Annotated in this window: 23 protein-coding genes; 10 read left to right on the top strand and 13 right to left on the bottom strand. The window is 35.8% G+C overall.

Features of this window, described 5'->3' with window-relative positions:
* Positions 1-180: 180 nt before the first annotated feature.
* The 3 genes from JFU24_RS22840 to JFU24_RS22830 all read right to left on the bottom strand — a co-directional run bounded on the left by JFU24_RS22840 (position 181) and on the right by JFU24_RS22830 (position 3237).
* Positions 181-849, bottom strand: a complete 669-nt coding sequence (locus JFU24_RS22840; protein ID WP_201250545.1) for a YdeI/OmpD-associated family protein — start codon at positions 847-849, stop codon at positions 181-183.
* 223 nt (positions 850-1072) lie between these two features.
* Entirely contained in the window at positions 1073-2335 is a 1263-nt protein-coding gene (locus tag JFU24_RS22835; protein ID WP_201250544.1) for an MFS transporter, read from the bottom strand.
* Positions 2336-2481: 146 nt separating this feature from the next.
* Positions 2482-3237, bottom strand: a complete 756-nt coding sequence (locus tag JFU24_RS22830; protein ID WP_053347372.1) for an SDR family NAD(P)-dependent oxidoreductase — start codon at positions 3235-3237, stop codon at positions 2482-2484.
* 493 nt (positions 3238-3730) lie between these two features.
* On the opposite strand from JFU24_RS22830, the gene JFU24_RS22825 reads away from it, so the two are divergent.
* The 3 genes from JFU24_RS22825 (at position 3731) to guaC (ending at position 6659) form a co-directional block, all read left to right on the top strand.
* Entirely contained in the window at positions 3731-4330 is a 600-nt protein-coding gene (locus tag JFU24_RS22825; RefSeq protein WP_082527717.1) for a TetR/AcrR family transcriptional regulator, read from the top strand.
* 544 nt (positions 4331-4874) lie between these two features.
* Positions 4875-5378 (top strand): DinB family protein, encoded by a 504-nt coding sequence (locus JFU24_RS22820; protein WP_201186276.1) that lies wholly within the window; start codon positions 4875-4877, stop codon positions 5376-5378.
* A gap of 297 nt (positions 5379-5675) precedes the next feature.
* Positions 5676-6659: a GMP reductase gene (gene guaC, locus JFU24_RS22815; RefSeq protein WP_053347375.1), complete on the top strand. Its 984-nt coding sequence runs from the start codon at positions 5676-5678 to the stop codon at positions 6657-6659.
* A gap of 348 nt (positions 6660-7007) precedes the next feature.
* Here guaC and JFU24_RS22810 read toward each other — a convergent pair whose 3' ends face one another.
* Together JFU24_RS22810 and JFU24_RS22805 are read right to left on the bottom strand one after the other, a co-directional pair.
* A complete protein-coding gene (locus JFU24_RS22810) occupies positions 7008-7568 on the bottom strand; it encodes an HPP family protein (protein WP_201186277.1) in 561 nt (186 codons plus the stop codon).
* A 441-nt stretch (positions 7569-8009) separates the two neighbouring features.
* A complete protein-coding gene (locus tag JFU24_RS22805; RefSeq protein WP_053347377.1) occupies positions 8010-8348 on the bottom strand; it encodes a zinc ribbon domain-containing protein YjdM in 339 nt (112 codons plus the stop codon).
* Positions 8349-8589: 241 nt separating this feature from the next.
* On the opposite strand from JFU24_RS22805, the gene JFU24_RS22800 reads away from it, so the two are divergent.
* The 4 genes from JFU24_RS22800 to JFU24_RS22785 all read left to right on the top strand — a co-directional run bounded on the left by JFU24_RS22800 (position 8590) and on the right by JFU24_RS22785 (position 13078).
* Positions 8590-9279: a response regulator transcription factor gene (locus JFU24_RS22800; RefSeq protein WP_201250543.1), complete on the top strand. Its 690-nt coding sequence runs from the start codon at positions 8590-8592 to the stop codon at positions 9277-9279.
* The gene (locus JFU24_RS22795; RefSeq protein WP_201186280.1) at positions 9276-10280 is read left to right on the top strand and encodes a sensor histidine kinase; all 1005 of its coding nucleotides are present in this window, start codon (positions 9276-9278) and stop codon (positions 10278-10280) included. Before JFU24_RS22800 ends, JFU24_RS22795 begins: the two co-directional genes overlap by 4 nt.
* Positions 10281-10380: 100 nt before the next feature.
* A complete protein-coding gene (locus tag JFU24_RS22790; RefSeq protein WP_201186282.1) occupies positions 10381-11142 on the top strand; it encodes an ABC transporter ATP-binding protein in 762 nt (253 codons plus the stop codon).
* Positions 11132-13078: an FtsX-like permease family protein gene (locus tag JFU24_RS22785; protein WP_201250542.1), complete on the top strand. Its 1947-nt coding sequence runs from the start codon at positions 11132-11134 to the stop codon at positions 13076-13078. The genes JFU24_RS22790 and JFU24_RS22785 overlap by 11 nt, the downstream gene beginning before the upstream one ends.
* 54 nt (positions 13079-13132) lie before the next feature.
* On the opposite strand, the gene JFU24_RS22780 is transcribed toward JFU24_RS22785, so the two are convergent.
* The 3 genes from JFU24_RS22780 to JFU24_RS22770 all read right to left on the bottom strand — a co-directional run bounded on the left by JFU24_RS22780 (position 13133) and on the right by JFU24_RS22770 (position 16647).
* Positions 13133-14197: an NAD(P)/FAD-dependent oxidoreductase gene (locus tag JFU24_RS22780; RefSeq protein WP_201186285.1), complete on the bottom strand. Its 1065-nt coding sequence runs from the start codon at positions 14195-14197 to the stop codon at positions 13133-13135.
* Positions 14198-14661: 464 nt separating this feature from the next.
* Complete coding sequence (locus JFU24_RS31410; RefSeq protein ID WP_201253845.1) at positions 14662-14814, bottom strand: hypothetical protein; 153 nt, start codon at positions 14812-14814, stop codon at positions 14662-14664.
* 192 nt (positions 14815-15006) lie between these two features.
* The gene (locus JFU24_RS22770) at positions 15007-16647 is read right to left on the bottom strand and encodes a PucR family transcriptional regulator (protein ID WP_201223344.1); all 1641 of its coding nucleotides are present in this window, start codon (positions 16645-16647) and stop codon (positions 15007-15009) included.
* 487 nt (positions 16648-17134) lie between these two features.
* On the opposite strand from JFU24_RS22770, the gene JFU24_RS22765 reads away from it, so the two are divergent.
* The 3 genes from JFU24_RS22765 to JFU24_RS22755 all read left to right on the top strand — a co-directional run bounded on the left by JFU24_RS22765 (position 17135) and on the right by JFU24_RS22755 (position 20437).
* Positions 17135-18256 (top strand): alanine dehydrogenase, encoded by a 1122-nt coding sequence (locus tag JFU24_RS22765; RefSeq protein WP_201250540.1) that lies wholly within the window; start codon positions 17135-17137, stop codon positions 18254-18256.
* 381 nt (positions 18257-18637) lie between these two features.
* A complete protein-coding gene (locus tag JFU24_RS22760) occupies positions 18638-19837 on the top strand; it encodes an APC family permease (protein WP_242485386.1) in 1200 nt (399 codons plus the stop codon).
* Between the two features lie 462 nt (positions 19838-20299).
* A complete protein-coding gene (locus JFU24_RS22755; RefSeq protein ID WP_201250539.1) occupies positions 20300-20437 on the top strand; it encodes a hypothetical protein in 138 nt (45 codons plus the stop codon).
* Positions 20438-20472: 35 nt separating this feature from the next.
* Here the strand turns inward: JFU24_RS22755 and phnX are convergent, their stop codons facing one another.
* From phnX to JFU24_RS22730, 5 genes are read right to left on the bottom strand one after another with little or no spacing between them, the layout of a single operon-like run.
* Positions 20473-21288, bottom strand: a complete 816-nt coding sequence (phnX, locus tag JFU24_RS22750; RefSeq protein WP_201223343.1) for a phosphonoacetaldehyde hydrolase — start codon at positions 21286-21288, stop codon at positions 20473-20475.
* Positions 21285-22379, bottom strand: coding sequence for a 2-aminoethylphosphonate--pyruvate transaminase (phnW, locus tag JFU24_RS22745; RefSeq protein ID WP_201223341.1), 1095 nt, complete (start codon positions 22377-22379; stop codon positions 21285-21287). The genes phnX and phnW overlap by 4 nt, the downstream gene beginning before the upstream one ends.
* Positions 22380-22400: 21 nt before the next feature.
* Positions 22401-23390: an extracellular solute-binding protein gene (locus JFU24_RS22740; protein ID WP_201223339.1), complete on the bottom strand. Its 990-nt coding sequence runs from the start codon at positions 23388-23390 to the stop codon at positions 22401-22403.
* Between the two features lie 13 nt (positions 23391-23403).
* On the bottom strand, positions 23404-25020 hold the full coding sequence (locus tag JFU24_RS22735) for an ABC transporter permease subunit (protein ID WP_201223337.1): 1617 nt from the start codon (positions 25018-25020) through the stop codon (positions 23404-23406).
* Positions 25013-25765: an ABC transporter ATP-binding protein gene (locus tag JFU24_RS22730; protein WP_201223335.1), complete on the bottom strand. Its 753-nt coding sequence runs from the start codon at positions 25763-25765 to the stop codon at positions 25013-25015. The genes JFU24_RS22735 and JFU24_RS22730 overlap by 8 nt, the downstream gene beginning before the upstream one ends.
* Positions 25766-25832: the final 67 nt, after the last annotated feature.

Below are 25832 nucleotides of genomic sequence, written 5' to 3'. Positions count from 1 at the left end.
AATTTTAATTTGGTCTAGTATATGCCTTTGATAGAGTGAACATGACAAAAAACAGAGAGTGAACTAGTCTCTCTGTTTCAGGTTGGAGCTTTCTTTATTTATGGTAAGGTTTACAGATTCTAGCTAAGCTCATGCATGATGAACTACAGAAGAAGAAAAGTAGAAGGCATCGTAATACACTTATTTATCTCTTCTATATAAATCCCGACTCTTATAACCCTCTCCAAGAATCATTTTCATTTCTTCACGTCGTTTTACTTTTGTCGCTTCTTGTTTTGCACTATACACATAACGTGCCCAATCTTTACGGTACCCTGGAGTGAGTGATTGATAGAACGCAAGTAAATCCGGAGAATCCTGCAAATCTTTCTCTATATCCTGAATCATCGCGATATAATCATCTACACATTGACTTGCTTTGGAAGATGGTTGATTCTTGTTTCGGGAATCTTCTTTTAGACCGACAACCGTAAAGACATCATCTAATCCAACCATACGTGCAAACTTAATGTTACTCGAACCAATATAACCATTTTCATCTGCACCTAGCCCAGCTAATAAATCATCACGATGAATAAACGTTGGATACACTTTATTCCCCTTCTTGGGATAAGCCAAAAAGATATAGCCGCTTTTATTCAGATAATTTTTTTCAATTACCTTGTTTACGATTCCTTTTAAAGACTCCATATCTAATACAAAAGCAAATATAAGATCATACGTACTTTTAGAAAGCTCTGTATCATATTCCGCTAACTCCGCTAAATAATCTGCACCATCTGGTAAATGCAAGACTGCCACCTTTTTATATTTTTGTAAATTCAATTTTTCAACTATTGTTTTAGCCATCAAGATCCACCCGTCAAATTTAATATTGTATATCTTTAGTGTAAAAGTTCCCCATTTCATTCGCAACTTTTCCTGTTCAAATTATGAAAGTATACTTTTATTTTCAAATCTATCTAGTGAAAATATTTATTTAAGAGTCAAAAAAAGACGAGAGAATTAATCTCCCGCCTTTTCTATTATCATTGCTTTAAGGAATATTAACGGTGTTATAGTTTAGAGGTAATTAGTTCCAAAGCCCAGCTTCTTCGAGTTTCTTTTTACCTTTGAATGCTAGGATAATCAATACTAAATTGATAGTCAACATAAAAGCAATTGCAACCAGTACTGATGTATAGCTACCTGTAAATTCAAAGATATATCCGTATCCTGGTAAAGCGACAATCCCCGCTACTGCTAATCCAATCACAGCAGAAGCATAGATTTCACTGTATTCTTTATTACCAAACAAAGCTGTTGTTAGTAGCGGTCCTAATGTACCGATAGATGCAACTACAAATCCATAGATAGCAATTGCCAACGTAAACATCGCAGAGTTTTCTGGAATTGCTAAAAGTATTCCAATTGGAACTAAACCTAAAATCATCGCAAAGAGTGCTGTATTTTTCGCACCAATTTTATCAGATAATATTCCGAAGGATAAAGCTCCTAATAACACACCAAGCGACCAGCCCCCCATTGCATTACCTGCGAATGTAACATCATAGCCCAATCCCATTGCGAATGGTGCAACATGTTGACCAAAGCTTCCTATAGCCGTGATAAAGAAGAAAAATAGAAGTAATGCATAAAATGCAGAGGATTTTCTTGCTACAACTGCAGTAACTCCTTTACTTGTTACTGCTTTAGGAATTGTTTTTTCATCACTTTTTACTTCGTCCACTCCAAGTGGTTGTAAGCCTTTTTGTTGTGGGGCCATTCTGATCGTTAAGAGTACGATTGGTATAACGATCGCCATTACTAATACTCCTAAAATAATATAAGTATTTCTCCAGCCTTGGCTATCAATTAAGTTACCCGCCATAGGTTGAAGAATTGCTCCGAATAAGCCACCTGAGGCTACCATAATTCCCATTGCCAAGCCATTATGCTTTTTAAACCAGTTATTAATTAATACTGGACCAGCCATTTGGCAAACAAAAATGGAACCAATTGACATAGGGATACAGAACAAGTACCAACCCCACACAGAATTCATTAATCCAAACATCGCAAATGATCCTGCTTGTAAAATAACTCCTATTACTAATATCATTCTAATATCATATTTCGCCATCATTTTACCTGCAATTGGAAGGAAAATCATGGTGACAATTGATGAAATACTAAAGTACAAGGATAAGCTTCCCATTCCAATGCTTAAATCCTCTGTAACAGGTGTTAAAAACAATCCACCTGCAGTCATAATACCGCCTTTTGCAATACCGACCATAATAGCTAAGCCTGCTAAAATCCACCAAGCATAGTGAATTTTTTTCTTCTGACTCATTGATGTGTGTCCCCCTACTTCTCGTTTTATGCCAAAATTTCCGCAATAAAAGCCAGTAGCGTTATCGATTATAAATAACACTACTGGTTATTAACTAGTCATTATCTTTATTGTGTAATATATTCACTTACCAAATCAACAATCCATTAACGTAATTTGATAGATCCACCATCAACCATGATTGTTTGACCAGTAATATAATCAGAATCATCGCTTGCTAAGAAAACGGCTGTACGTCCGATATCACTTTCAAGTTCGCCAAGTCTTCTTAAAGGAATTTTAGCAAGCATGTTTTGATAATATTCAGGTTGGTCTTCTGCCCATTGAAGCATTCCAGGTGATTTAGCAATTGGAGCAATGATGTTTACATTGATGCCAAATGGACCAAATTCATTAGCCGCTACACGGGTAATTCCACGAATTGCTTCTTTTGCAGCCGCATATGAACCTTGATTAGCATCTCCATTAATCCCAGCTCCAGATGCAAAGTTAATGATTTTCCCTTGTGTTTCTTTTAAGTAAGGCAATGCTGCTTGCATGAAGTAGAATGTTGGATAGAATCCTGTATTAAAAGATAAATCCAATTCTTTTTGTGTTGTATCAGCAATAGAAGCCATTCTTGATGCATGTGCATTATTCACCAAGATATCTATTTTCCCGAATTTATCAGCCACTTCTTTTACGATAGCACCCAATTTGTCATGCTCTGCAAGATTAGCCTGAATGAAAATGGATTCTGGTTGATATTCTTGTAATTCTTTTATAGTTTGGTTACCAAGCTCTTCGTTTAAATCAATGATTGCAACTTTTGCTCCTTCTTTAACAAAAGCCATCGCCATACCTTTACCAATGCCGCCAGCTGCCCCTGTAATGATAGCGGTTTTCCCTTGTAGTCTACCCATTTTTCTATCCCCTTTTTTACATGTATTTTCTAGCGAACTGATCTGCTTCTCTATGCATATATCTTTTATTCATACTTTTTTCATACGAATCGTGAATACGCACATTAGCATGAACCAATAATATATAACGTTGACTAACAAGTCAATCAAAAATTTGACTTGTTAGTCAACCAAAAAAATGTAATCATGAGAATGTATGAATGACTATTCTTTCACTAGGGATGAAAGATTGAGAATAAAAAAGAAGACTCCTAATTAACCCTTCCAATTATACCCAATTAACAAATGATAAGGCTTTCGAAAATACTATAAATAAGCAAAAAAACTTCGATTTTTTTTGTTATAAAAGCTAAACTTATATGATACGGTATTCATTAAGAAAAGAAAGTGAATCACGAGAAGTTATATTCATTTACCAATCTGCAGATTTTTCTTATAAACACATCTAAATATGCAACATTAATGAAATAATATACAGCAAGCGAGGAATGAAATGATGGCACCTAAGAGTGATGAACAATTTAAAATAATACGGGATCAACGCTATGAAGAAATCAGTAAAGCTGCCTTGAAGGTTTTCGCACGCAAGGGTTTTGCAGCAACTAAAATTAGTGATATTACTTCATCTGTAAAATTAAGTCATGGACTTTTCTACCATTACTTCCAGTCAAAAGAAAATATTTATTTGTCTCTTATTATGAACATACTAGACCAGTTTATTGAAACAGTGAAGGAAGCCGAAAATAGAAAGGGCACACCCTGGGATCAACTTGCATGGTTCACTGAGCTTACATTTTCCGGATCACCAGAACAAGCACAAGATCGTCGTATTCTTGTTATTGAGGCCCAACAATCTGATTCGCTCTCTGATGAAGTTAAACAAGAATTAAACCAAAAATATACCATAGCTATGAATGGGATAGCCCGTATTATCAGTAACGGGCAGCGTGATGGAATCTTTATAGATGGTGACCCGATGGAACTGGCCATTTACTATATATCCCTCAACCAAGGTCTATTATTATGGAATGCCAAAGGTTTCAATCCAGTTAAGATTTCAGTTGAAAAAGTAATGCGCCATTTGCAGGTATAACCCTAGCTTCCCCTTGTTATAAACTTATGGATAGTATATTTAAAGTAAAGTAAAAAGTCTGGAGGAACAGATCTAATACAGTTCTGATTTCCTCCCTCAAACCATAATTATAGAGACGATGCGCCACAAAAACATGGCCTATTCTAAAATCGCCCCCTTTCTTCGTCTCACCTCTAGAATCTTTCACACGCTCTTTCTCAGATCATCCTATCAAAACAATCGTTTTATGAATTTTTATACACCTATTATACATTAGATGTCCGTTTTCTCTATGTTCATTTTACGTTGGTTTATGTTTAATCACTCTTCTGTCCATCTATCCATTTTTTTCTAAAAATGCTTCAAATCTGTTAAGATTATTAATAGATAAAAAACACTTTTTTGAAATTTTGACTCCCTTAGAATAAATCAGGGAAACCACCTAATAGACGAACGATTTTTAATATAAAATGAGTATACCTTTCGGATTCAGTCGTACGTATCATGAAAAACGTGTTCGAGTGATACATTCAAAAACGAGGTGTCATATAAGGGGGAGGTTCGTATGAATTTTATAGAGTATGATTTATTATTCGAATCGAGAAACCAGCTAATAGAGGAAATTACAGAATTGGAGGACAAGACACTAAATCACAAACCTGTTCCTGATATATGGAGCATCGCCCAAATTTGCCATCACTTATATCTTTCTGAACAGGCAATTACTGAAGCTATAGCCAGAGGTATTCGGGATAAGGATTACAAAAATATCATTCAAAAAAATATTTACTTAATTTCTGATATGAAAAAAAAATTCAAATCTCCTGACATCGTTTTACCATCACAAAAACCTTTTCAATTATCAAAAATTATAGATTTACTGGCTGAATCAAGGGATCAACTATTGCAGGTTCTTTATGAAATGGATAAAGATATTGTTTTAACTAAAAAGAAAGCCAAACATCCCATGTTCGGGGACCTATCATTGGATCAATGGATTGAATTATTATCCTTACATGAGCAAAGGCATACCAAACAGATACAAGATTTTAAATTCAATATTATGTAATCCCTTCAATCGCAATGTCACCTTAGACTCTTCATCAGCTGTTTTAACATTCTAATTTTTTTTGGATTCTTTGTCTATTCAATATACGACCAAATACCAGTTTCCTCTATGTCAATAATACGATGATATACGTTTAAGTTACCCCTCTGTCTATCAATTTGTCATAACTTTTTTGAAGTGACACACAATATAACTATTAAAAATTTTGACTTACTGAGAAAAATGATGTACATTACCTAGTGGGCGAACAATTTTAATATAAAAATATAAAAACATTCGTATATAGAGGTGCATATCATGGAAAACGTGTTTGATTATGAAGATATTCAATTAATTCCTGCAAAATGTATAGTAAATAGCCGTTCTGAGTGTGATACAACTGTAACCTTAGGTAGACATACATTTAGGTTACCTGTGGTCCCTGCAAATATGCAAACAATTATAGACGAAAAGGTTGCCATTTACTTAGCGGAGAATGGTTACTTCTATGTGATGCATCGTTTCGAACCAGAAAAGAGACACTCATTTATTAAAGATATGCACTCACGTGAATTAATCGCATCTATTAGTGTGGGCGTCAAAGAAGAAGAGTATGGTTTCATACAACAATTATCAAATGAACATGTTATACCAGAATTCATTACGATAGATATCGCACATGGTCATTCCACTGCTGTTATAAATATGATTCAGCATATTAAAAAACACTTACCTGATACTTTTGTTATTGCAGGAAATGTGGGAACTCCAGAAGCAGTAAGAGAATTAGAGCATGCTGGTGCTGATGCTACAAAAGTAGGCATTGGACCAGGGAAAGTATGTATCACTAAAATTAAAACTGGATTTGGAACTGGTGGCTGGCAATTAGCTGCACTTCGTTGGTGTGCAAAAGCAGCAAGTAAACCTATTATTGCTGACGGAGGCATTCGCACACATGGTGATATAGCTAAATCAATTAGATTCGGTGCCTCTATGGTTATGATTGGTTCATTATTTGCTGGACATGAAGAATCTCCAGGAGAAACAATTGAGAAAGATGGAAAGGCCTTTAAAGAATACTTTGGTTCAGCTTCGGAATTCCAAAAAGGTGAAAAGAAGAATGTTGAAGGCAAAAAAATGTTTGTCGAGCACAAAGGATCTTTAGAAGATACATTGAAAGAAATGGAGCAAGATCTTCAGTCCTCTATTTCTTATGCTGGAGGAAACAAGTTAGAAGCAATCCGTAATGTAGATTATGTTGTAGTTAAAAATTCAATCTTTAACGGTGACAAAGTATATTAAGATTATTATATTTCACAACCTGGTGAGCAAGATACTTTATTAAGTACTTGCTCATCTTTATATTGTTAATTAATTCCTTTTTTTAAATTAGTACCCTCTTTAATCCTATTGTATATCTCAAACGTGATTTATGAATGATTTATCAGACAAACAGGGTTAAGCCATTTCCATATGCTAAAGGTCCCAACCTTTAGCATATGGAAATGGCTTTTTATTTTTATCCGTATCATTTTTTTAAACTTGCGAGACTAGTAAAATCCAGATAATTAAGCTAAAAGAGCAATTTTTAATAAACATCATCTGATAACTAATCATATTAGTTATCTCAGTTTATATACATTATTAGTCTCATAACCAGTGTTTTGGATACTGTCTTGCTTGAAATAAGTTATTATAGATCATTGATATAAAAACTAATAATATAGTTCCTATTGCAATCGAAATAAGGAATCCCCATCCAGCTTGAGAATTAACAGCAACAAGGGCACTTGCTGCTGCGGGAGGATGAACAGTTTTTGTAAGAGTCATTATTAATAATACAATAGCTAATACTAGACCAATAATGAATAGACTCTTACCAAATATGCTCCAAATAATAAGTGCTGAAGTGGTAGAAATTAAATGTCCTCCAATAACGTTACGAGGTTGAGACAAGATACCTTTATGGGCACCAAATACAATTACACAGCTTGCACCTAGAGGAGCTAATGCCATAGGATATCCTAAATAAACAGCTACAAAACTAATGATAATAATAGCAATGAGTCCACCTATAGCTGAAACAAAGGAATCAATATAATCAATTCTGTCTTTATCTCTAGTTTCGCCCTTCATTTTCTTTAAATAAGCTTTTAATCCTATGTTTGGTTGATTATTCCAACTTTTCTCAAGATTTTTTTCAAAATCCATAATTTACGTTTCCCTCAAGCTTCCTAAATAATTTGACAAGAAATTTGACAGAGTTTCTGCCATATAAAATTATTTTACAGGAAAACAATGAATGTTTAAATATATATCTGGATTTTGTTTATTTTGGAAATTACGAACTTTTCGACCCTCTTTTCATCCTGCATTTTCAATACAAAAAGTTAAGATAAAGCCCCTGTAAAATGCCGAGTACAAGATTGCCCGCTAGACCTTATAACTGAGAAGAATGATAGAATCTTCCGTAAATAATCACGCCTCGTTTGCCGTATAGACTGCCATGAAAACTCTCCATCTATTTTTTTACAACTATTCCTCCAATAGTGAAACTTTTCAGAAACTAAAAAAATCCTGGTAGAATTTGAATATCTACCAGAATTGATAATAGAAAACATTTTCGGTTCAGTTGCATAAAAAAAACTGCTTTTATACCTTTTTAACAAATTCAGATTTTAATTTCATAGCTCCAAATCCGTCAATTTTGCAATCTATATCATGATCTCCATCAACCAAACGTATACTTTTTACTTTTGTACCTATTTTCAGGACTGATGAACTCCCTTTTACTTTAAGGTCTTTAATTACTGTTACAGAATCACCATCGTTTAAGACATTTCCATTTGCATCTTTGATAATTTTTTTATCACTATTTTCAGTTTCTAATTCTAAAGTCCACTCATGAGCACATTCTGGACAAACAAAAAGACTTCCATCTTCGTACGTGTATTCTGAATTACATTTTGGGCAATTTGGAAAATCAGACATAATTTCATTTCCTCCATTCGTTATGGTCCATTCTAATATACTAGTGTTATCCATACAACCGTTAATAGTCGCCCATGTCACGGTATTTCTCAATCCGTTTGATTCGTTCCACAGACCCTTATCGGCAATACATTCATTGTTTTTTCCCAAGTGCTGGTACTAAAATGCTCCCACTCTATAGAACCCATAAAGGTTTTACTATATAATTTTAAGAAAAAGCTGAAAAAGTGTGGTGAATCATTTGTTTAAACTCTTATTAATAGAAGATGATACGACGTTATTCAACGAGATTAAAGATAGATTAGCGCAATGGTCTTATGATATTTATGGGATTAGTGATTTTAGTAAAGTGATTCAGGAATTCACAGACATAAAACCTGATTTAGTCATTATTGATATACAATTGCCAAAGTTTGATGGGTTTCATTGGTGCAGAATGATCCGGACCCATTCCAATGTTCCCATCATCTTTTTATCTTCACGTGATCATCCTACCGACATGGTGATGTCCATGCAGCTTGGAGCTGATGACTTTATTCAAAAGCCCTTTCATTTCGATGTACTCATCGCAAAGATACAGGCCACCCTTCGCCGTGTCTATAATTACAATACCGAAAAGATCGAATTGAAAACCTGGTGCGGCGCAACTGTGGATTACGAGAAGAACACGGTATCGGCCGAGACTGGCACAATCGAATTGACGAAAAATGAAATTTTCATCTTGAAAAAGCTCATTGAGCAGAAAAATAAGATCGTAAGCCGGGAAGAATTAATCAACAGCTTATGGGATGACAAACGTTTCATAAGCGATAACACCCTTACAGTCAATGTGAACCGTTTACGGAAAAGACTTGATGAACTTGGCTTAGGGCGCTTTATCGAAACGAAGGTTGGACAGGGCTACATCGCTGTTGAAGAGGCAATTACATGATTAAAAAATATATAGTGGAAAGATTCAGTTGGATTATTTTCTATATACTCCTTCATCTTTTTATCATCTTTGTCGCTTTTATTGATACGGCAATTCCACTAAAGCCCATCCTCTATATTGTCTTTTTATCGATGATTATGTTCAGTATCTTTTTAATTGTCCGTTACAAAATAGAAACGAAATTCTATAAAAGTTTAGAAGACCGGGAAGACAATCTTGATTTAACAAATATAGCCGATCCAGACAGCCCTTTTGAAAGAATCATTGAAAACAGCATCATGAATCAAACCGAATTTTTGAAACAGTCTGCTTCACAAGGTCAAATGACTTTAGAACAGGAGAAGGATGAATTATTATCTTGGATTCATGAAGTGAAAACACCCTTGACGGCCATGCACTTAATGATTGACCGCTTGGATGATGAAATGCTGAAATCCCATTTGACTTATGAGTGGCTGCGCATTCACCTTCTTCTTGACCAGCAGCTCCATCAAAGGCGCATTCCTTTCATCGAAAATGATTTGTATATTGAGAATACCGATTTGGAAACAATAATCTTTGATGAGATTAAAACGCTGCAATCATGGTGCATTCAAAAAGGGATTGGCTTTGACATTCATTTAGAAGTAACCGAAGTGCTTAGTGATGCCAAATGGCTGGCCTTCATCATGAGGCAGCTCTTGACCAACTCCATCAAATACAGTGAAAACTCAGATATCACGATATATAGCCATGAACAAGCTGAACAAACGATTCTTGAAGTGAAGGATTCTGGACGGGGCATCGACCCAAAGGATTTATCCCGCATATTTGATAAAGGATTTACATCCACGACAAATCACCGTGACAATGCGGCAACAGGCATGGGGTTATATTTAACCAAGAATGCTGCTGAGTCCCTATTCATCTCCATTGATGTAAAATCAGAGCTTGGGACCGGAACGACCGTTACCTTGAGCTTCCCAAAAAGAAATGATTTCGTGAATATCACAAGCATGTGACAAAAGTGTCACATGCTTTTATTCTTTGTTCGTCCAAACGAAGGAAAAGAAATACATTGCCTTTTATAATGAGGATATAGAAAAAAAGGAGTGTATCCAAATGAATATATTAGAAGCGAAAAAAATCCATAAAAGCTATGGTAATAAATTTAATAAACAAGAAGTATTAAAAGGACTGGATATTAACATCCAAGAAGGCGAATTCGTGAGTATCATGGGAGCATCAGGTTCAGGGAAAACGACATTGCTCAATGTTCTCTCCTCGATTGATAAGATTAGCAACGGGAGCATTATAATCGATGGAAAAGAAATTTCCGGTATGAAAGAAAAGAAACTGGCCGAATTTCGAAAGAACCATTTAGGCTTCATCTTCCAGGAATATAACTTATTGGACACACTGACTGTCAAAGAAAATATCCTTTTGCCCTTATCCATTACAAAAACACCCAATAATGAAGCCGCACAAAAGTTTGATACCGTGGCGAAGGAACTGGGCATATATGAAGTGAAGGATAAATACCCAAATGAAATTTCCGGTGGTCAAAAACAGCGTACGTCTGCAGCACGGGCTTTCATCCATGATCCAAGCATCATTTTTGCGGATGAACCGACTGGGGCGCTAGACTCCAAATCAGCTTCCGATTTACTGAACAAACTGAGCGAAATGAATAAAAAGCGCAAAGCGACGATCATCATGGTAACCCATGATCCAGTGGCGGCCAGTTATTGCAGCCGAGTCATTTTCATTAAAGATGGACAAATCTATACGCAATTGAATAAAGGTGAAGAATCCAGACAAACCTTCTTCAAGGACATCATGAAAACACAAGGTGTTTTGGGAGGGGTTCAAAATGAGCATTAATCAACTCATCTTTCGAAATCTGAAAAAGAATCTGAAGAACTATTACCTGTATGTGTTTGCCCTAGTCTTCAGCGCTTCCCTTTATTTTGCCTTTGTCACCTTGCAATATGACCCATCGATGGATAAAACGGAGGGTACAGTGAAAGGGGCCGCCTCCATCAAGGCTGCATCGATCCTGCTTGTTGCGATTGTTTCCATATTCCTTTTATATGCCAATAGCATTTTCATAAAAAGACGCAGTAAAGAAATTGGCTTATTCCAATTGATAGGCATGACCAAGAACAGGATATTCCGTATCCTGAGTGTGGAAAACCTGATTTTGTATTTCTGTTCCGTATTCCTGGGAATCTTTGTAGGGTTTGCGGCTTCAAAATTAATCATCATGATTTTATTTAAAATTACTGGTGTCCAGGCGATCGCGACCCTTCAATTTTCTTTTCAGCCGCTTGTTCAAACCGTGCTCGTTTTTAGCGCCATCTATCTTTTCATCATGTTAATGAATTATGCCTTCATTAAAAGGCAGACCATTTTATCATTATTTAGAGTGACTTCAATGACGGAAGGAAAAGTGAAAAAGGTTTCGATTTTCGAAATGATCATCGGGATATTCGGGATCATCCTGATCATTGCTGGCTATGTCGTTTCATCCAAATTATTCGATGGAGCTTTTTCAGAGATGACCGAGCTTTTTATGGCCATGGTCTTCATTCTGGCATCCGTCATCATCGGGACCTACCTATTTTATAAAGGTTCCGTAAGCTTTATTTTTAATATCGTCCGTAAAAAGAAAAATGGATATTTGAACATCAATGAAGTATTGTCCCTTTCATCCATCATGTTCCGGATGAAATCGAATGCGGTATTATTGACGATCATCACGACCGTTTCCGCTTTGGCGATTGGATTATTATCATTAAGCTATATCTCCTACTACTCAGCAGAGAAGAGTGCACAAAGCAGTATCCCTACCGATTTTTCCATGACGAATATGAAAGATGCGGATGCATTCAAAGAAGCTTTATCAGACAGTAAAATCGATTATAACGAAAAGGTGATTGATGTCATTCAAGTGGATGTCAATGTAAAGGAAATAATGGAGACCAGCCTGGAAGCTGTAAACTTTGATCCAGACATCATGACTGTCCCCGTCATCAGTGATGAATCCGTTAAAGGAATCAACCTTGCTGAAGATGAGACCCTTTTCAGCGGATACAGTAATATGATGGAGAAGGTCATGTCCTTGAAGGATTCCGGAAAGATTGAACTGAAAGGAAAACACGAAGTCATTCCGCAAACATATATGGGATTGAATGATGATACCTTCTTGTCCTACTATTTTACGAGTGGCGGTTTGCCCGTTGCCATTGTAGACCAAACGATATTCGACCGTTTGAAAAAGGATATCAACCCGAAAATCCAAAAAGTATCATCGGTGAATATCGGGATTGATGTGAAGGATGAAGCTGAACTTGAAAAGGCGAATGATATTTTCAATAAAATGAGTTTCAGAGAAGAATATGGAAATGGTTCCCAATTAGAAATGTTCAACACCCAGAAGAAGAATATGGGCCTTATCATGTTCATAGTCGGCTTCTTGGGATTAACCTTCCTCGTCACATCCGGTTGTATCCTATATTTCAAACAAATGGATGAAAGTGAAGGCGAAAAATCCAATTATACAATCTTAAGAAAACTGGGATTCACTCGAGGTGACTTACTAAGAGGAATCCAAGCAAAACAAGTTTTCAATTTCGGTATTCCTTTAGTCGTCGGGTTGCTTCACAGTTATTTCGCAGTCCAATCAGGATGGTTCTTATTCGGGACCGAAGTTTGGACACCGATGATCATCGTCATGGCATTATACACGGCATTGTATTCGATTTTCGGAATCCTATCCGTTTTTCATTACAAAAAGGTTATTAAAGAATCACTATAAAAAGAAGTTAATAAAGCTCCATGCCAAAAAGGGCACTGGAGCTTTTATTAACAGTTAAAGAATTTTAGATGGTTTCATCATTTGTTTAACTAATTCTCTATTGCGCTTTTTAAAGATTTCATTATGTGACGAGACCATTCCAATTTCATTAGCGTCAGGCTGGATAAATTGTTTTGCCTTGTTTACAGCATTTGCTGCATCTTGGAAGGTACCTGCTATTAAATTTAACTTCCCATCGTGCTTTAGAATATCCCCAGCGGCGTAAATTCCATCTATCGAAGATTCACTAGTAGCATTACCTGCAATAAAGTAATTATCTGCTTTAGCAATACTCACTTTACTATTTTCAAGTAGAGAAGTATCACGCTCATATCCATGATTTATAATCACTTCATCAATGGGCAAGTACGAAACCTCTCCAGTTTCATGATTTGTCAATTCAACATGTTCAATTAATTCATGATTAGCACAGGCTACTAGTTTTGTAATCGAAGTATTTAAAATACAAACTGCGGAACTGTTCATTAATTGTGTTGCTTGTGATTCATGACCTGCTAAACTATCTTTTCTGTATGTTAAATAAACTTTTTTGGCGATAGGCTCTAATTCATTTGCCCAATCTATTGCAGAATTTCCACCACCGGAAATGATCACTGTTTTATCTTTAAATCGTTTAAATGACTTCACTGTGTAGTTCAAATTAGAGACTTCAAACCTTTCGGCCCCATCTATCTCTAGCTTTTGAGGATTCAATATTCCACCGCCTACAGCCACAATTATTGTTTTTGAAAAGTGCTTTTGGCCTGAAGCAGTAAGTAATACAAAAATACCTTCTTCATTACGCGTGATTGACTCCACTTTTTCATTCAACACTACTTCTGGGTTAAATGTTAAGCCTTGCTCTACTAGCTGTTCAATTAATTTTGCTCCCGTAATTGGTGTCAGCCCTCCCACGTCCCAAATCATTTTCTCTGGATATACATGAATTTTCCCGCCTAATTGTGGTTGATATTCAATAAGCTTTGTCTTCATTTCTCTTAATCCACTATAGAAAGTGGAGTAAAGGCCTGCTGGCCCTCCTCCAATAACAGTTACATCGAATAAATCTTGCTGTTCCATTTACACTCACTCCTCGGTAACCAATTGTGATTGATTATCATTCTCATTTAATGGTACACTCTTTTCTTACTTTTTACAATAAGGCTTTGTTAAATAACTCTGTTCATTTTAAAAATCAACAGAGTTGTTTATTTCCAATTACTGAAACTTATCATTCATTAAGAGTGTATGAATGATAAATGGCGTATTACCATTAGAATGAAAAATTAGGTTAAATGGAGTAGGTGGTATGGGACGTCAATGAATATTATTGCTAAATTGTTTTTAATCCTCGGAGTCTTAATATTATTATAGAAAGTATTCCCAATAGGTTCGAAATCTTATTTTTTATAATATGGAAATAAAACTTGAAAATGATGGGTGCTACGACATACTCCTACATGTAAATATCATTATGCTTTTATCTCAAAATAACGTATTAGATTTACTTCTGTAGGTGTAATGTTAAAGTTAACCTGCCATATTCATAGATACAGCAGTTTAACAGGATAGGTCTCTCTATTCGTATCATTACTCTTAGAAAGTAGATAAGAGATATTGCGGAACACAATGTTGCCTATGCGCCCTTTGGTTGGACAATGACAATCATATACTCCCCCCTCAACTTCTACTTCCATAATAAATCGTTTTAGAATCCCCCCTCTATGAGACATAAAAATCATATTATTAGCTTGGTGAATATGTAGCGTTACCTCTTTAATATTTTTCCTGTAACAGTAAGTTGATGTCAAGCCATTTCAAGATGGTCACTTTGTTAGCATTCTTAGAGCCATCTTTACATTTAATAACATTTACTTTGCGGTTGATAACTACTTCGTAGGTACTCCCCCTTGTTGTATAAGTTGATATGCTTTCAAAGCCATTTCAACGTTTAATCTGTTCTCCGGCATATCAAAATCAAAATCAAGAATCTTTTTTATTTTTTCCATCCGATGATAGAGTGTTTGTCTTACAATATGCAATTTTTGAGCCGTAAGCTTCTTTGAGCGATCAAACTCAAAGTATTTCGTTAAAGTCAGAAGCAATTCCGTTCCATATTCCTTATCATAGTTTATTAAAGGAGAGAGATAGTCCTCAATAAAATGTGCTGTATCTTGATCATGCTGAATTAATTGAATTAGCCGAAATATGCCAAGGTCTTCGTAAAAGGCACTTGTTGAAAATGAACGATAATTTAAAGCTAACTGCGCTTCTCGATAACCAGTATGAGCATCCAAAAGTAACTGGTATTGTCGCCCAACGCCTATACGGATTTGGCTAGATTCACCTTCTCTAACATATAGCAAGGTATCGATCACTTTCAAGAAGCGTTCCTTAGAGGAATCGGCAGTTCCCAGATCAATAGCTAATACAATAATTTGATTTCTTATTGAAGTGATATAGGGTGTAAAAGAATATTTTCCGAACCCAGATCGAATTTTTAAAGAATAATGATAAATAGCAGATTCATTTTCTTCATCCGATAAACTTAATGAAGACGGATGAAAAACATCTTCGATATCTATGATTGCAATTCGATAACGTATACAAGAGTGTTTAGATTTTAACGAAATAAATCCCCTTGCTTGTTCCTCATTATTGATGCGTCTATAAAGTAAATCATTTAACCATGTGGATTCTAGACGCAATCGTTTTTCATCCAAATAATGTTTGCGCAATAAGTCTTGTGAGATTGCTAGGGAAGCGCGATCAAGGATTAGGAAATCAAATTCATCCGATTCACGATCTAAAGCCATAACAAGGTACGCCCAGATTTGATCCATTGCCCCGATCGGTTGGAGAAGAATAGTATGGTTTAATGCCTTCCATTCAACGGGCGAATCATTTGTAATTCGGTCGTGCCAGTGTTCTTTATCTTCGTAAATGGTTTGGAGTAGCTGTTCCATAAAGTCATTTTTCAATCCTGGAATCGAAAAAGGTGTTCCATCTATAGGAAGATAGATAATTGGTGCTTCTGTCTTCTGTTGCAACAACTTTAGAATATTTGATAACCCATGAGTAGTGAGTGACAATGAATGGAACTCTCTTGAAATCGAATCTAATGTAACCAACTTCTCATGATGAGCATTAATGAAAAACGAATGTAGATCCTGTGCTATTTCGACGAAGTTTATGAATTCTTTGAAAATAATAATCGGAAAGTCATACTCATTTGCCATCTCGATCATTTCTTTAGGAATATTTTCGAAGTAATGTCCAAGTTCTATACATAAACATGAGGCGTTGCGTTCGATAAGATTTAACAAAAATGAAGTATTAGAGGAGTCTTTCCATTCAAACCCAAACCCGGTAGAGAGTATCAGTTCCCCTCCCTGAAAGATGGTATCATCAAAAAACGGAATTTCAAGGACATGTGTCCATTTGACTTGACGGTGCAGCCCGTTTTCCCCTGCAACTACCTCCGTCTTTGAAAAGAGTGAGCGCTTAAGAACATCTTGTACTGTAAGCATATGTACCTCCTCATTTTATAATTGTTAGCTGTATCATATTATAACTATACTAGAAAGTCTAAGCCCATAAAATATGGATCCCTTTCTCTGTTTACCCCCAAGTAATACGATCAGTGTCTATAAGTACGTTCTTTTACGTGCTTTGATGAAATAACTTAATCAACCTGAGAATCTTTCATAATAGTATCCATTTATACCTTTTTTCATCTATTATAGGTGCGCATGAATCTATTCTATAGAATAACAGTGGAGTACTGAAACTGAAAACAACCAAAACACTAGATGAAAAATGTAAAAATTATCACCTTTTACCAATTTTGCATTCTTGAAAGTCCAGATGATCTGTCCTAAGGGATATAAATAAACGTGCTTGGTTAAAAAAAAACTAATATAAATTTAACCTCGTGTCTAATGTAAGGGTTATCATTTTCCTGTAAGATTTTAGAATGTTCAATTAATTAAATGCAAATAAAAAGGAGAATGAACAATGATAGTAGGAGTTCCTAAAGAATTAAAAACTGCAGAGACTAGAGTGGGATTAAATCCAACATGGGTAAAAAAATTAACAGCTTCCGGTCATGAAGTACTAATACAAAGCATGGCAGGGGAAGCTAGTGGTTTTTGTGACGAGGAATATGTTTTGGCTGGAGCAAAAATAGTAAACACGATTGACGACATTTATGAGAAGGCAGAATTTGTTGTTAAAGTGAAGGAACTTCAACCCTATGAATACGGTCTTCTTAGAGAAAATCAAATGATAATGGCATGGTTTCATTTGGCGGAAGATGTTAATCATGAAATGACACAGGCATTACTAGATACAAAAGCAATTTCATTATCAATGGAATTAATCGTTTTACCTGATGGGACAAGACCTACTATTAAACCAATGAGTGAAATTGCAGGAACATTAGCAATGCTCGAAGCAGTCAAATATGCACAATATGGTTATGGTGGAAAGGGAATACTTCTCCGGAAACTGGCCGGTTTGCCGTCGAGCAAAGTATTCATACTTGGTGGTGGCAATGCTGGACTCAATACTGCGCAAGTTGCTGTGGGTCTCGGATTGAATGTAACAATCATGGAAGCATCAATGAAACGCATTGATTATTTGAACAATCAGTTGCCACAGGTGGACATTTTGTGTTGGGATAAAGATACGATGTTCGAAGAACTTATTCAAAGTGATGTTTTAATTAATACAATTTATCCGATGCCAGGGGTAACCGAACCTCTCATAACACGAGAGATGGTCAGTAAGATGAAACCTAATTCTATTATTATTGATATTGCAGGAACGGGTATAATTGAAACCTCACGTTATACGACTTTAGAGGAACCAGTATATTATGAACAAGAAGTCCTACATTACTGTGTCCCGAATATGCCGGCTCTATGTCCACAAACCTCGACAAACATGATGTTGATGACAACCGGCCCATATATTATGAATATTGCGAATAATGGATTGAAGGACGTTATAGTAAATGATGTAATCGTAAGAAATTGTATCAGCACTTTGAACGGTGAAATTGTTCATCACGAAGTTGGGATCAATCATAACATGCCTTATACAGATATAAATACAGAGTTACTATTGTCCAAATAATAAAACGTCCTTAGAGTCATCTCATATTTCTACGTTTCATTTCTATGAATAGAAATCAGTATACAAGATATTGAACGAGTCGCTACTAAAGAAATTCCAGGAGTCAGTAAAGATGCTAGCGAGAAGATTTTTCCAGGAATTATATAAGATATAATATACATTCCAATGAATTATCCATTCTGCAGCCGGAATTCTTTACGAGGAATGGGGAGATAAGTTCTACACAACAAATTCATGGATAATTCAAATTAGGCTCCCTAGCATCTTACTGACTTTTTTATGATTTCTAGAAAACCACGTATTAAAAAAGCTACGGAAGTAACAATATAGATCCCATTTCTTGTAAAAGGTTAAATCAGGTAAAGGAGGAGAGTATTTTACATGTCAAATTTAAGGAAAACAGATAGAACACTTACACTCATTCCAGTTGTGTTGTTTGGTTTTTCATTTATGGGGTTAACCACAGCTTTTACTACGTATGGTATTGCGGCTAATATTTCCCACGGTATGGTTCCGGGGGCAATGATAGTTGCTCTAGTGGTAATGATGTTTACTGCTTACAGTTATGGGAAAATGGCAATTGCGTTTCCATCTTCCGGTTCTGCTTATGTTTATACGCAAAAATCGATCAATCCCTCTGTTGGATTTCTTGTCGGATGGGTGATCTTAATGGATTATTTATTTATGCCAATGGTAAATTATTTAGTATTTGGTATTTTTTTCTCAGCAGCCTTTCCTACAATTCCAAGTTACATCTGGATTGCAGGTATGTTGATGCTCGTCACTTATATTAATATTAAAGGATTGAAGTTTGCTACAAATGTAAACGCATTCATAACGATTTTTGCTTTTCTTTTTATCCTTATCTTTATAGGTTTTTCTATTAAGGAAATTTTTATGGGAGAAAGCACGGCCACTCTTTTATCTCTTGAGCCATTCTATAATTCGAAAGAACCCTTTTCTTATACAATAGCTGGAGCAGCATTATTATGCTTTTGTTTCCTTGGGTTTGAATCAGTTACAGCGTTTGCGGAAGAGACAGTGAACCCTAAGAAAACAATTCCCCGAGCTGTTATTTTAATTACTCTTGGTGGTGGTTTAATCTTTACAAGTGTTTCATATTTCTCGTTTCTTGTATGGCCAGAGTATAACACATTTAATAATCCTGATTCGGCTGCCTACGAAATTATTAAACTTGTTGGTGGAAAGGCGATGTACTCAGTATATCTTGCGCTTTACGCATTAGCTGTATTAGGTAGTGCCATGTCGTCCCAGGCAAGTGCATCACGAGTCCTCTATACGATGGGGCGAGATGGACAGTTCCCTGAAAGGTTCTTTGGCACCCTGCATCCGAGATATAGAACACCCGTAAATAATATACTGATCATTAGTTCTGTCTCTTTGCTTGCTTTATTTTTAAGTTTAGATCTTGTAGCATCATTTATTAATTTCGGGGCGTTTCTTGCGTATACTTGTGTTAATATTGCCGTAATTGCTCATTATTATATTAGAAATAGAGAACGTTCGGTAAAAGGAACTGTCTTATATTTAATTATTCCTATTATTGGAGCTCGCTCTTGATATTTTACTACTTGTGAATCTTGATGTGCACTCAAAAGTTCTTGGAGTAAGTTGGTTAATAATAGGCTTCATTTATTTACTTGTATTGACAAAAGGACTTAAAAAACAGCCACCAGTATTGAAAATTGAAGAAAATATAGTGTAGATTTAAAATAAAGTCACGATGTTTATAAGAAAGATGAAAAACGGCTTAGACACAACTATTATCGGTATGAGACCTACAGGTCGTCATAGATTAATCTAACGAAAAGATTGATGTCGTAGGTCAATCCTCACCTTGTAAAAAGAAATAAAGAGAATCGAGATAACACTCAGTCCAAAAGTGATAAAAAAGACGCTCTCGTGATTGCGGGTATGAAACAATCAATGGGATTGTTGTTACACTCTCGATTCTTCCCAATCAATCCGTTTTTGACGTTGGTGAGCACTACGGTTCTCTACAACTTCTCTGGAGGAAATCCAGTGGTAGAAAAGGATTTCTTGGCGCTTAATTACTCTTTCTCTTATTATGATAAAATTAAGAGAAAGGAACCTTTTGTTATCACCAGAGGAAGAGAAATCAAAAAAAGTGCAGTCATATCTCATTTCCATCAAGAATAGAGTATATGCTACACTTTTTTTACTGTCATTAATGTTTAATTTGTATGAGGTCTCTTACCATCTGAAATAAGACTATTAATTCTTTCGATAATATCGGGAAGTTCACTCATCGTTTTAATTGTAAAATCAGCCCCATTTTGCATAAAGGAGTTTGCAGTTTTAGAGATTACATTTTCTTTATCAAATTCTGATAGATTAGTAAACTCATCTAAACTTAATCCCATCTCAGAGCTTCCAATAATGACTCCAACTGACCAAACTCCTGCATTTACTCCCTCTTTAATATCTGAAATGGTATCGCCTACTTTTACTACTTTCCATGATGCCGATAGCTTTAATTCTTCCATATTTCGATAGATCATATAAGGATATGGTCTTCCAATAGAATTTGTTTCATCAGGGGTAATATAAAAATCTGGCTTATACCCTTTTTTCAACGCATTAGGTACGACGACGTCCATCATCATATTTGTATACCCTGTTGTCGACCCTATCCTCAACCCTTGATTTCTTAATACTTCCAGTGTCTCGATAACTCCTGGAATTGGATCTGTATAATCCGACAATGATGCCATAAGTGCTGGCTCGAATTCAGCATACAAATTTTCAACATCTTGTTCATTAAATGATTTTCCGTATTTTTCTTCCCATAAGGCAGATACTCTAGGCATGGTCAGCATAGCACGGATATGGTCAATTTTCAGCATACCCATTGGAGCCCTTGCTTCTTCCATCGTAACTTCAATACCAGCATTTTTAAATATATCAACAAATACATTTACTGGCGCAAAACATCCAAAATCCACTGCTGTCCCAGCCCAATCCAAAATTACTCCTTCTACTTTGTTCATATTGTCACCACTTTCATATATTTTTCTACAATATTACATAATTTTTGGATATCTTCTTCATAGATTTCACCGATGTTGCCGATCCGGAATGTATCTATGTCAGTCAGCTTTCCCGGATAGATTACATAGCCTTCCTCTTTAATAAATGAATAGAAATCTTCAAAGTTAAACTGTTCATCTGGAAAAAGGAATGTTGTAATAATAGGAGATTGTTTTTCAGGTGTGATATATGGATGAATGCCCAATTTACCCATCAACTCTCTTAACCTATCATTATTATTTTTATATCGTGCAAATCTAGCTGAAATGCCGCCTTCTTCATTTAGCTCCTCTAACGCTTTAGCAAATGCAGCCACTACATGTGTTGGAGATGTGAATCGCCATTTCCCATCCTTATCCATCTCTTTCCACTGATCATATAGGTCCAGTGACAAACTGCGTGCTTTTCCTTCACACTCTAAAAGTTTATCAAGCTTCGCAATGGCAAATCCAAATCCCGGGATTCCTTGAATACATTTATTTGCACTACTAATTAAATAGTCAATTCCCAGTTCAGGTACATTGATGTCTATTCCGCCAAAGCTACTCATGGCATCTATAATTAATGTTTTTCCTTGTTCCTTCGATAGATTTGAAACCATTTCAATCGGATTTAAAATACCTGTTGTTGTTTCACAATGAACCATTGCAATGTGTGTAATTGCCTGATCTTCTTCTAAGATACTCCTGATCTCAGCTTCTTTTGGATATTCATTGTATTCCACGCTATATTCCGTATAATTCAGTCCAATACACTGTGCCATTTTCACAATACGTTTACCATACGCTCCATTCGTTACAATCAGCACTTTATCGCTTTTAGATATAGCAGTCGTCAACACCGATTCAACAACAAACGAACCACTTCCTTGCATAAGTACAACGGTATACTCCTCTTTTACAGCACATGCTAATTCGAGTAGCTGGGATCTGATTTTTTGTGTAATTTCTTTATAATCCTTCTCCCATGTGCAACGGTCAACAAGCATTTCTTGTTTCACCGTACTTGTAGTAGTCAATGGACCAGGTGTTAAAAGTTTATAGTTATTCATATTCCTTCACTCCTTACAGAATTATTTAGCTGATTTAAAGTAATCTTGATGCTGCTGTAATAGTTCAACTGTTAATGGTTGTTTATATTTCATTGGGTGGGCCGGTTTGTTCATATCTTTCACCGTTTCTCCTTCATAAAGAGCGACCGGATAATGTGTCAATAAATCTTGTCGTGCATCTTTAGTGATTGTTTCTGCCATTTTCATTGCTAAGCTCGACGTTGCATTGTCTTTATTCACGACAGCCACTGATTCTGTATAGGAAAAGTTCCCCTCAACCGGATCGACATACTTTATCGGTAAGCCTGACTCTTTTGCCATCACAGCTTGGTAGCGCAAACCAAAACCTGCAGCCACTTCCCCAGATTGCACTTTATTAATTGGACCCGAGCCTGAGCTTTCAAGATGCGGACCGCAATTTGCAATTAAATCATGGAGAACCTTTTTCCCCTCTTCCTCCCCGTATTGGCTAATAATTGCTTGAACTAACAGCCACCCTGTCGAAGAGTCCAATATGTTTGGAATCGAGACGGACCCTTTAAACTCTGGTTTTGTTAAATCTTTCACTGTGGCTGGCATAGGTAATCCCTTTTGTTTGAGTACTTCGGTATTTACGAAAATTGAACCTGTATTGGCTAAAATCGGCGTATAATAGGCTGGATTTTGCTCCAGTGGTTTTGTACTAAATGTTAGGTCTTCAAACATGGAGTGTTGCTGCTGAGCACTTTCGATGAAATAAGAGCTCATCGTCACTATATCAGCCTCAATTTTATCTCCCTCTGCCAACAGTTTCCCGCCTAATTCAGACGTACCAAACGATTGAAGAACATATTTCCCCTTGTATCCAGCTTCTTTCAATGATGTTTCTATAGCTTCAGTAGCTTCTTCATCACCATTTGTGTAGATGACCACTTTTCCTTCATCTGCTTTGCTACTGGTACGACCTACCAGTAAAAAAATTAATCCTATAGCAACTAGAGATAATAATGCTACTTTCATCGTTTTAAACATAATATCCTCCTCATTAATGTTTGAATTGTCTTTTTTGATAATGATCACAAAGCAACTTTACGATTAAATTTGTAAAAAAGATGAGTAAAGATAAAATGAATATTTCATTGAATTTGGAGAAATGCTGCAGCTCTTTAATCTTGCTCGCTACTAATGTGGTTTGAGCTGTGACTAAAAAGATAATCCCGCTAATGGTGACCATGCTATTGATAAAATAGTAGCTAAACATCTCAATCACCGTCGATGCTGAGTTTGGAAGAATGACCCGATAGACTGTCTTAATCCAGCTATCTCCTAACAACTCTCCAGTTGTTTCCCAACCAGGATTCATTTTAGATAAAGAGTTTTTCGCCATTAAATAGGGTGTCGTAAAGAAGTGGACAATGTTACAAAGAACAATGATTGTAAAGGTTCCCTTCCAACTGCTTCCGTTAAAAAGCAGTAAATACGATAAACCTAAGACCATGCCTGGAACCGTATTCGTCAACATTGAAATAACATCAATAGACGATTTCCACTTTAGAGGTGTACGGACATTTAATACGGCTGAGCAAAATGCGATTAACGTGCCAAATACTGCCGTCAAAATGGCAACAAATAAGGAGTTTTTGTAAACCGCTGTTAAATCGCTCGATTGGAATGTGTCAATAAAGTGCTTAAGTGTGAACGAAAGATCGTATGGAAAACTGTTTAAAAATGGTGCAATGAACATGACAGCAAAAACGGAAAGCATCCCTATTAAAACCAGTAATGAAACCATCCCAAAACATAAATCTCTACCTTTATGTTGAGACAATTCTATATCGCTAAACTTGTCATAATGAAAATTAAATTTTCCAAGATAGTTTAATAGTAAAACGCCAAATACTACTGGAATTAGCATCAGAACGGCAATGGCCGCACCATTATTAAAATCTGGGATGGAACCAAGCATCACTTGATACAGTTGAGTCGCAACTACGGTATACGTCCCGCCGACTGAAGCCGGTATTCCAAAATCCGTAAAGCTCAAAATAAAGGAAAGTACAAATGCTCCACCCAAGGTTCCCAATAACGGACGAACGATGGTATTCATGAAACTTCTTATTGTTCCGTCACCCATTAGCTTTGAAACGACCATAAACTTTTTATCAATATACTTGAAAGAATTATTAATAAGCAGAAAGGCTGATGGTAATGTATAAATCACATAGCCAATCAATAATCCGTTAAACCCATATATATCAAAGAGATTTCTACCGAAAATCTTTGTTATGATTCCTTGATTACCAAAGGAATAGATAATCGCAAACCCAAATGTGATTGTTGGAAGTAGCATTGGAACAAGGATCCCCGTTTTAATCGCACTTTTTATTGGCCTATATATTCTTGTACAATGGATGGAATAGGCAAGAGAAAATGCTAAAACAGTCGTAATAACAGCAGTAAGACTGGATATTTTAATGCTGTTCCCAATTGACTCCAACAGTTCTTTATTTGAAAGAATTGAAAGATAATTTGATAGATTGAATCCTTCGCTAGTTTCAAATGAACGAACAAATAAAATGCCAAGCGGAAGTAATAGAAAGGCGGTAAATAACAATAAGATAGGTATATAAATTACTCGCATTGCCGGTTTTACATCAGGCATACTTTTCACCAAATAAGTTAAGTATATTTTCTCTCTTGATCTGTAATTGCTTGAGTATAAATTCCTTTACAAAATCATTGGTGGGCTGATTTATAATTTCTTGAGGTGTTCCAAATTGAGAAATATTTCCCTTATTTATAATTAAAATTTTATCGGACATCGTTAAGGCCTCTTCTGGGTCATGTGTCACAATAATCGTCGTTAACTTAAATTCTCTCGCAATAGATTTAATACGTTGCTTTATGGATTCCTTAATAACACCGTCCAATGCACTCAATGGTTCATCTAGTAATAAAACTTTCGGTTTCATTACGAGTGTTCTTGCAAGCGCTACCCGCTGTTTTTGACCACCCGATAATTCACCCATTTTCTTTGTTAAATGAGGTTTTAGCTCTAAGAAATCAATATATTCCTGCAATTCTTTCTCAGACACTAACCCCTTCTTATTTCTTAAACCATATACAATATTTTCGTATGCATTTAAATGAGGGAAAAGTGCATAATCTTGGAAGACTATATTAAATCCCCGATCCTTCATCGGCACGTTACTCAAATCGGTATCATTAAAATTGATTTTTCCATGATTCATACTCGTTAATCCTAAGATAATATTCAATAAAGTAGTTTTACCGCTCCCACTTGGCCCTAGCAGTGAAACGATCTCTCCTGTTTTAATTTCAAGATTTATATTATCTAAAACTAATTTATCATCGAATTGCTTGCTAATATTTTGTAATTTTAGCAAACTGTTCACCTCCTTTAATACACCCTCAGTATAAAATCTATATGTAAATCGAATTTGAGATTCATGT

The sequence above is a fragment of the Peribacillus sp. TH27 genome (assembly GCF_016650915.1).
In the GTDB taxonomy this organism is placed as follows: Bacteria; Bacillota; Bacilli; order Bacillales; family DSM-1321; genus Peribacillus; species Peribacillus butanolivorans.
This window is presented reverse-complemented; position numbering and strand designations above follow the sequence as displayed.

Coding starts and splice junctions, on each gene's coding strand:
- JFU24_RS22760 (WP_242485386.1), top strand. CDS start 18,638: ATGTCAAATTTAAGGAAAACAGATAGAACACTTACACTCATTCCAGTT.
- phnX (WP_201223343.1), bottom strand. CDS start 21,288: ATGAACAAAGTAGAAGGAGTAATTTTGGATTGGGCTGGGACAGCAGTG.
- JFU24_RS22790 (WP_201186282.1), top strand. CDS start 10,381: ATGAATATATTAGAAGCGAAAAAAATCCATAAAAGCTATGGTAATAAA.
- JFU24_RS22805 (WP_053347377.1), bottom strand. CDS start 8,348: ATGTCTGATTTTCCAAATTGCCCAAAATGTAATTCAGAATACACGTAC.
- JFU24_RS31410 (WP_201253845.1), bottom strand. CDS start 14,814: ATGGAAGTAGAAGTTGAGGGGGGAGTATATGATTGTCATTGTCCAACC.
- JFU24_RS22735 (WP_201223337.1), bottom strand. CDS start 25,020: ATGCCTGATGTAAAACCGGCAATGCGAGTAATTTATATACCTATCTTA.
- phnW (WP_201223341.1), bottom strand. CDS start 22,379: ATGAATAACTATAAACTTTTAACACCTGGTCCATTGACTACTACAAGT.
- JFU24_RS22740 (WP_201223339.1), bottom strand. CDS start 23,390: ATGTTTAAAACGATGAAAGTAGCATTATTATCTCTAGTTGCTATAGGA.
- JFU24_RS22830 (WP_053347372.1), bottom strand. CDS start 3,237: ATGGGTAGACTACAAGGGAAAACCGCTATCATTACAGGGGCAGCTGGC.
- JFU24_RS22820 (WP_201186276.1), top strand. CDS start 4,875: ATGAATTTTATAGAGTATGATTTATTATTCGAATCGAGAAACCAGCTA.
- JFU24_RS22840 (WP_201250545.1), bottom strand. CDS start 849: ATGGCTAAAACAATAGTTGAAAAATTGAATTTACAAAAATATAAAAAG.
- JFU24_RS22795 (WP_201186280.1), top strand. CDS start 9,276: ATGATTAAAAAATATATAGTGGAAAGATTCAGTTGGATTATTTTCTAT.
- JFU24_RS22810 (WP_201186277.1), bottom strand. CDS start 7,568: ATGGATTTTGAAAAAAATCTTGAGAAAAGTTGGAATAATCAACCAAAC.
- JFU24_RS22765 (WP_201250540.1), top strand. CDS start 17,135: ATGATAGTAGGAGTTCCTAAAGAATTAAAAACTGCAGAGACTAGAGTG.
- JFU24_RS22785 (WP_201250542.1), top strand. CDS start 11,132: ATGAGCATTAATCAACTCATCTTTCGAAATCTGAAAAAGAATCTGAAG.
- JFU24_RS22835 (WP_201250544.1), bottom strand. CDS start 2,335: ATGAGTCAGAAGAAAAAAATTCACTATGCTTGGTGGATTTTAGCAGGC.
- JFU24_RS22770 (WP_201223344.1), bottom strand. CDS start 16,647: ATGCTTACAGTACAAGATGTTCTTAAGCGCTCACTCTTTTCAAAGACG.
- JFU24_RS22780 (WP_201186285.1), bottom strand. CDS start 14,197: ATGGAACAGCAAGATTTATTCGATGTAACTGTTATTGGAGGAGGGCCA.
- guaC (WP_053347375.1), top strand. CDS start 5,676: ATGGAAAACGTGTTTGATTATGAAGATATTCAATTAATTCCTGCAAAA.
- JFU24_RS22825 (WP_082527717.1), top strand. CDS start 3,731: ATGATGGCACCTAAGAGTGATGAACAATTTAAAATAATACGGGATCAA.